This is a genomic window from Virgibacillus alimentarius, assembly GCF_000709085.1.
Taxonomy (GTDB): Bacteria; Bacillota; Bacilli; order Bacillales; family Amphibacillaceae; genus Virgibacillus_B; species Virgibacillus_B alimentarius.
In genome coordinates this window covers 1-7,178 of record NZ_JFBD01000112.1, presented here as the reverse complement: position 1 = coordinate 7,178, position 7,178 = coordinate 1, and the positions used below count along the sequence as shown (strand labels likewise).

At 38.7% G+C, this 7,178-nt stretch carries 5 protein-coding genes; 1 reads left to right on the top strand and 4 read right to left on the bottom strand.

The window, feature by feature from the left end; genetic code table 11:
* The 4 genes from GZ63_RS0115105 to GZ63_RS0115090 form a co-directional block, all read right to left on the bottom strand.
* On the bottom strand, positions 1 to 701 hold a 701-nt coding region (locus GZ63_RS0115105), incomplete at its 3' end, for a PAS domain S-box protein (protein ID WP_226374462.1).
* Positions 702 to 979: 278 nt separating this feature from the next.
* Positions 980 to 3,199 carry an MMPL family transporter gene (locus GZ63_RS0115100; protein ID WP_038221298.1) on the bottom strand — a complete coding sequence of 740 codons (2,220 nt, stop codon included), beginning with the start codon at positions 3,197 to 3,199 and terminating at the stop codon, positions 980 to 982.
* Between the two features lie 162 nt (positions 3,200 to 3,361).
* A complete protein-coding gene (locus GZ63_RS0115095; RefSeq protein ID WP_029270990.1) occupies positions 3,362 to 3,988 on the bottom strand; it encodes a YcnI family copper-binding membrane protein in 627 nt (208 codons plus the stop codon).
* Positions 3,989 to 4,030: 42 nt separating this feature from the next.
* Entirely contained in the window at positions 4,031 to 5,575 is a 1,545-nt protein-coding gene (locus GZ63_RS0115090) for a copper resistance protein CopC (protein WP_198020951.1), read from the bottom strand.
* 658 nt (positions 5,576 to 6,233) lie between these two features.
* Here GZ63_RS0115090 and GZ63_RS0115080 point away from each other — a divergent pair.
* Positions 6,234 to 7,175, top strand: coding sequence for a DMT family transporter (locus GZ63_RS0115080; RefSeq protein ID WP_029270987.1), 942 nt, complete (start codon positions 6,234 to 6,236; stop codon positions 7,173 to 7,175).
* The last annotated feature ends 3 nt before the right edge of the window (positions 7,176 to 7,178 follow it).

The window sequence follows — 7,178 nt, the reverse complement described above, 5'->3', positions numbered from 1 at the left end:
TTTTTAAGAAGCTTTAATATTTTTTGCATATCTTTATTCTTGCTAATTTGATTATTAAAAGTATATTCCCCTTTGTTTCTATCAATATTTAAGTTATTATCCAATAATTGATTATTATCATATTTTAATTTTAATAACTCAGTTATGTCTCGTACACTATTTATAACATATTGTATTTTTCCAGTTTTATCAAAAATGGGTACGCCAGAAACGATGATATTTTTTCCGTTTTTTATGGTTTGCATAAGTGTTACTTGTTCATTTCTTTTTAGTACATGTAACGAAGCAGATTCATCTATTACACCTTCATCTATTAAATCTCCCATATATCTGCCAATCACTACATCGCCACTTAAACCAGTGATCCTCTCATATGCTGAATTAACTTTTATTGTTTGTCCATCACCATCTGTTATATATACACCATCATAAATTGAATTTATTATGATAGAGAAAATTTTAGATTGAAGTAGATTTTTAACTTCTTGAGACTTGTGTTCATCTAATTTAAACACCTTTTTATTAAATAACTCATTTAATAGTTCGTGCAACTGCTCTTTTTCAACTCTAATATTTGTGCCATTATATGAGAGAACAGCTGGTCCACTTTTGTCTAAATCACCCATATCTATATAAGCATTATTTTCCTTGCCTATTATTTTAATAATGTGAAGCAAGGCATCCTTTAAATATATGTCCATGTCCACTTGTAGTCTCCTTTTCTTCAATAGATAAAAATTAACTTAACTTAATCATACATCATTTTAATATAACATCTTAACATTTTTCCCTTTATGCAAAATTCCAAAAACCGAAAACAAAAGTATAATAATACGAATAAACAAAATACTTTTGACAAAAAAATTGTAACCAAAGAAAATAAGACGTGTTTCTAGCACAGATGCTAAACAAGAATCATTGGTAATTTTAACAAAAACTGCTCGTTCCTTATTGGGAGACGAGCAGCTTTTTTATCAAATCATGATATTTTATTCGACAAATTTCGGGAAGTGCCAGGCACCTGAAAGTTTGTCAGAGTTAAAATGGATGGGAGGAAGAATCCTCTAATTAAGAAGGTATCTAGGATGATTCCCATTGCCATGATGAATCCGAATAGAAATAGTTCTTGCAAGGGCTGTGTCATCAAGACAGAAAAGGTCGCTGCAAGAATTAAACCAGCTGAGGAAATAACACCGCCTGTTAAGGCTACTCCCTCACTCACAGCCTCTTTCCATGGCATGTGGCGCGCTTTTTCCTTGATCCTAGAGACAAGCATAATATTATAATCAATCCCTAGCGCTACCATGAATACGAATGTATATACTGGCAGCCGATAACTGATCGCGTCATAACCAAAGAGATGTTCAAAGATCCACCAGCCAAACCCTAAGGTTGCTACGTAAGATAATAAAATGGTACCCATCATGAGCACAGGCATTAAAATAGATTTCGTCTGGAAGCCAAGTACAATTGTCAATAAAACAACAACAAATGAGAATAGGAAAATCATATCTCGCTGATTCATTTGTTTCACATCTAATTGTTCCGCTGTCTGTCCTGCAAAATGCAGATCATAGTCCTCCGCTGACAGTCCGCTGTTATTGATAAACGCTCCTGCCTCATCTCGGAGATTTTCCACCGTGTTGAGTGCATCTGTTTCATATGGATTTCCTTCTAATGTGATTTGTAATTTAATCGACTTTTCACTTTCCGCTAAAAAGTCTCTTGGCAGATCCGCGTTTCCTTCCACCACATCTTCCGTAATTTCCGGAGATATTGAATTGACTCCATCTTGACTGTTTATTTTGTCCTCTAAATTCTTAATACTTTCTAAAAAGGCTTGATCTGTTTCCATTTTTTGATCTGAATGTAATATGACTGTGACAGGTGCTAATTGCCCTGCCGGATAATTTTCTTCCAGTATCTCAAAACCTTGGCGTGAAGAAATGTCTTCAGGAAATGACTTTAATAGATTAAAAGAAAATTTCATTGACATGACATTAAAAACGCCGATAAGCATCACAATGAGGAGTGTACCTGCGATGATTGCTGGATGCTTTTTCACAAGTTTACCTACACTGGTCCAGAATCTTTTTTTCGGCTTGTGTTCCTTATCCACCTTAGGAATAAAAGGCCAAAAAGCTTTGCGTCCCATGAGCGCGAATAGTGCCGGAATCAGTGTTAATCCAGCGATAAAGATAAAAATTACTGCAATGGAAAATACAGGCGCAAAGTGATGATAAGGTTCAAATACGGTAACAAATAATGTCAACATCGCTAAAAAGATGGTACCGCCACTAAACACAATTGGTTCCGCAACATGGTGTATTGCTTCCCCCATTGCACTGTATTTCGATTCATCGTTTCTTAGTTCCTCTTTATACCTGGAGAACACAAATAAGCTATAATCTGTCAAAACTGCAAATAATAGGACAAGCATAATTGACACTGCCGAACTATCAACAGCAAACCAGTTATTTTCACCTGCTAGACCTAATACTCGATCAACCACTCCATAAACCATCCCTGCTATGATTAAGGGGGTGATGGCAAGTAACGGAGAGCGGTAAATAAGAAGAAGTAAAATAAAAATTAAGGCAACCGTTGATAAAATTAATACGACGTCTGCATCCTGAAATAACGCAATTGTATCAGCAGTTATTCCGGCTGGCCCGGTGATTTCCAGCTGCATGCCTTCTTCCATACCGAGTTCATCCACTTTATCCCTCAGCAGCGTGAGTGCTTCATTCGATTGATCTGAATCAATCCCATCTTCCATTGCTACATTAAATAACAATGTTGTTCCATCTTCCGAAAACATCTGGTCTTGAACTTCTTTTGGAAACTCATGATAAGGAAGCGCGCTTGCTACATGTTCCGGTTTTTCATCGGAAGATAGCCATTTACTAAATGCTGTAATTTTTTCTCGGTCCTGATCAGTTATTTTATTTTCTCGATTAAATACGAGCAGTGCCGTTAGGCCATCATCTGTTGGGAATTCCTTATCCATTATTTCTTGGGCTGTTTCTGAAGGTCTATCTCCCGCTGTACTTCCTTCCGAACTGTTTTGTTCATAATCTTTAGAAGAAGGGAGAAAAATACTTAAAATTAAAACAACCGCAAGCCAGGCTACAACTGTAACCTTTGCTCCTTTTGAACTGCTCGTATATTTTACAAGTTTTCGAAACAGTTTAAGCAATAAAATCAACTCCTAACTATCAATCTGAAGATAGTATAGGAGTTGAACATGAACAGAAGATGAACAGTCTATTACATATTAAAATGAAGGGATAACTGTATCATTTTCATTCGACAAAATTCGGGGAGTGACAGGCACCCATCCCTTCAGGCACCCATCCCTTTATGCGCGTTTGCGGAACAGGCTGATGATGGATAGCAATAATGCTGCTCCAGCTAGCACAAGAGGAAGCCAGTCAGTATTTCCATTCTCACCGCTGTTGTCTGACTCGTTTTGTGCTGCATGACCTGATTCGGCTATTGGATTATCATCGTGATGTGCTGTTTCATCCCCTTCTACCACTTCTGTGACGGAAGCCGGTTCTTCAGATTCAGGTTCTCCGGTCCATTCTACTACAGAATCGTCATCATATGTTTGGAATGCCTTCCAACTAAATTCGCCAGGTTTTCCCGGATTTGCTCCTATAAAGGAAAATTCCGCAAATTCATTTGGACCAATTCCACCATCTTTCGCAGTCCATGTAACAGAAGTGATCGTATCATTATCATTTTTTAAAAATTTATACTTCCAGTCCGGATTAGGCAATACAGAAACTACATGAATGCCTTCAGGAACTTCCAATTCCACCTTGGTCGTATTCGCGTCTTTTTCTACAGGAATACGCACCGAATATTTTTCATATGCATTTGTTGAACTTTCGCTTGGATGTACTGTTACATGCGCTTCTGCTATTGGTGCTGCTACAAACAACAAAACGACCGCTACCATTAAAACAATCCATTTTTTCATTTTAAAAAACCTCCAGTAATCTTCATCATTTTTTTCAAATGCTCACGACCCAGTTCCTTCACCGACAACAAATACTTCGGCAGTCCATTCTTTTTTCTCACCTCCAGGATATGCAACATGGATAACGAGACACCAGGTTCCGGACATCGAAAACGAAAGTTCTGCCTGATAATTACCGGAATCCCCTTCCTCAGTAGTTATCGGACCGGACTGCATCGCCTGATCTGACGTAGAAATAGTTACTTCCACTTCCTCTGGACTTTCTCCATTTATGTCAGGAACGTTCAGATTCATTTGCTGATCTCCCACTTTCAATTGATTAATATATACTTCCACTTTTGCTTGACCAGACACAAGTGTATCATTGTAGCTTTTAGCCGAAATAGGGTAAGCCGTCTGACTCATCCACACCCCTATTAAAATAATAATGAGGCCTGTGATCCATTCCGCGCGAATAAACCGGAATGTCGTGAATGTACCACGTTTTTTCCATTTTCGTGTCTGATAGAGTGCCAGACTAAGCATAAGAATCGTTAAAACAATCTTGCTGAGCAATAATGCGCTCCAGGTCATCCAATCGGTGATTACCGTAAGCCATTCTGTCTGCAAAAATACCATCAAAACTCCAGACACAACGACCAATCCAGTTGCAGCCATCATTTTATATACAAAAAATGGTCTGAATTCCTTCCAATCTACCTTGGTGTTTTGCTTTCTCTGCCAAATTAGAAGAAAAATAACGTAGCATAGTGCACCTAGCCATAGAGCAATCGACAGTTGGTGAATGACTCTTAAAACCAGGGCAAGTGTTGTGTTTTCCATCCCCCACACATGACCCCCAAAAGCTGGGACAGCTGCAAGTGCAAACCACATAAACAGATACCACCCACGCACCATACCAGGGATAAATAGAAAAATGAGGAAAACAAGCTGCGCAGCAACCATCAACATAAATGGAAACTGAAGCAAGATGTCCCATCTTCCATGAAAGACCGTTTGCATTAATCCTGATGGAAGTGAAATGGTATACGTTATTATTTCAGCCAATGTTCCAAGGATTATAAGCGCACCTCCGAAGCGTCTGCCACTTCCAAAAATGATATCTATACTTGGGAATTTTTTTCGCTCAGCTAACCAAGCGAACCAAAAAAGGCCGGCACCTAGGAGTAATAAGCCTTCTGCAACAGTACGGGCAACAATCAGCGGACCAGTATGGTGATCATCACCACTGTTGATTGATTTCGCTCCGCCCTCCGTTACCTCGCCTGCAGCAAAAGAATAAGAGCCTTGTATCGGATGCCCATCTAATGAAACAACATTCCACTGAACCGTGTACGTTCCCTCCTTTAATTCAGGAAGCGAAAATTCAAGAAGCGGGGTTCTGTCCGATCCACCTTCATCCGGATTACCTGTAAAGACCGGCTTAGCATTCCAATCATAAATGGTAACAGTTGCCAAATCCTTCTCAATCGGTTCATTAAAGCGTAGTTTCAGTTTAGAAGGAATCTCTTCTGAAACTACCTTTTCAGCTGGATCTGTTTCGAGTAAAGATGCATGAGCATCCACGTTTTGCGTCTGCATGATCATGAATAAAAGCCCGAAAAAAACCACTAACAGGGAAATAAGAAAAAAATTCCTTTTACGGTGATTCATTATTTTTATCTGTATGGAAAATCTCTCCTTTCTCAACGTTAATAAAACTGACTGGATAGCAATGTATCTCGCTAAAACGGGCTATTAGTCTCCAATTTCATCCATGTCTGTAAGTTTTCTTCTCCATATGTAATGAAAGCTTCCATTCTACCGACTTTTCAGTTTTTGCAAAACCTCCTTTGTAAACAATGCCAATTGGATGTTTTTTTATAACATTTACAAACATTCTATAACATCAATATACGTTATAATGAATGATTTATCTATGAAAATTATGTGAACCTTTCCTGTGATTTATAGAAAAGAAACGAAATAAGCTATTAAACTCCTGTGTACTTAGTCAATTTCGTTATTGATTCTCCTGTTATCTTATGTTAAAGTTTATCAGTCATTCCAGTTTAAGAATTTTATCCCCCCTCCTTTCAAAAGGAAATAAACCATATCCCAATTCGACAAAATTCGGGGAGTGACAGGCACCCACACTGTAGACACGCGCCTCGGAAATAAGCTATTATTGTTATATTGTTACTTTTTTGTTTTGATTCTTCCGCTTTTTAAAGGGTTACCAATCATGCATGAGGAGGGATTGAATATGAATAAAAAAGCTCTTTTACTGGCGTCTTTTACTATCATTGTTTGGGGTTCTTCGTTTGCGTCCATCCGAGCAAGTTTACTAGGGGGCTATTCAGCGGGGCATCTCGTCTTAACCCGTTTTCTTATAGCTTCGCTTGTTTTTATTCTATATGCGTTATGGCCGGGGACGAAATTCCAATTGCCTAGAAAAGAGGATATATGGAAGATCGCATTACTAGGCTGGATAGGAATTAGTGTATATCAATTAGGGGTTACTTTTGGGGAAGTTACTGTTTCAGCAGGTACAGCAAGTATGTTCATTGCTTCGGCTCCGATCTTTACGGCGATCATTGCTGTGATTGCCTTAAAAGAGCGTTTGAAGGCAATCGGATGGATTGGACTCGGAATGGGATTTATCGGTATTTTTCTTATTACGCTGGGAACTGCTGGATCGACCTTTACGATTTCAAAAGGGGCTATTTTACTCCTTATTGCTGCATTTGCTACATCTGTGTTTTTCGTTTTTCAAAAACCACTCTTTAAGCGATATAAACCAATTGAGCTTACAGCATATTTCACGTGGGCTGGAACAATCCCATTTTTCATATTCTTCCCGGGACTTCTCGAGGAAATTCAGGGAGCTACACTGGAAGCAAATCTTTCAGCCATTTATGTAGGTGTTTTTCCTGCAGCAATCGCCTATGCAACATGGGCAACTGCACTGTCGATGGCAAACGCGAGTGCTGTTACAAGCATGATGTACACAGAACCGGTATTTGCGATCATTATTGCCTTTGTTTGGCTGCAAGAACTGCCAAGCCTTCTTTCCGTTATAGGCGGAATCATTGCCATCTCCAGTGTCATCATGGTCAATATGGTACAAGGCATGTCACAAAAAAGAACCAAAATAAATAGAACACAACACCTGAAGAAACGAAAGACGAATCGAGTAGGTGACTAACCA

What these genes read in the sequence shown, in the direction of transcription:
- GZ63_RS0115095 (WP_029270990.1), bottom strand. Translation starts at nt 3,988, where the DNA reads ATGAAAAAATGGATTGTTTTAATGGTAGCGGTCGTTTTGTTGTTTGTA.
- GZ63_RS0115090 (WP_198020951.1), bottom strand. Translation starts at nt 5,575, where the DNA reads ATGATCATGCAGACGCAAAACGTGGATGCTCATGCATCTTTACTCGAA.
- GZ63_RS0115080 (WP_029270987.1), top strand. Translation starts at nt 6,234, where the DNA reads ATGAATAAAAAAGCTCTTTTACTGGCGTCTTTTACTATCATTGTTTGG.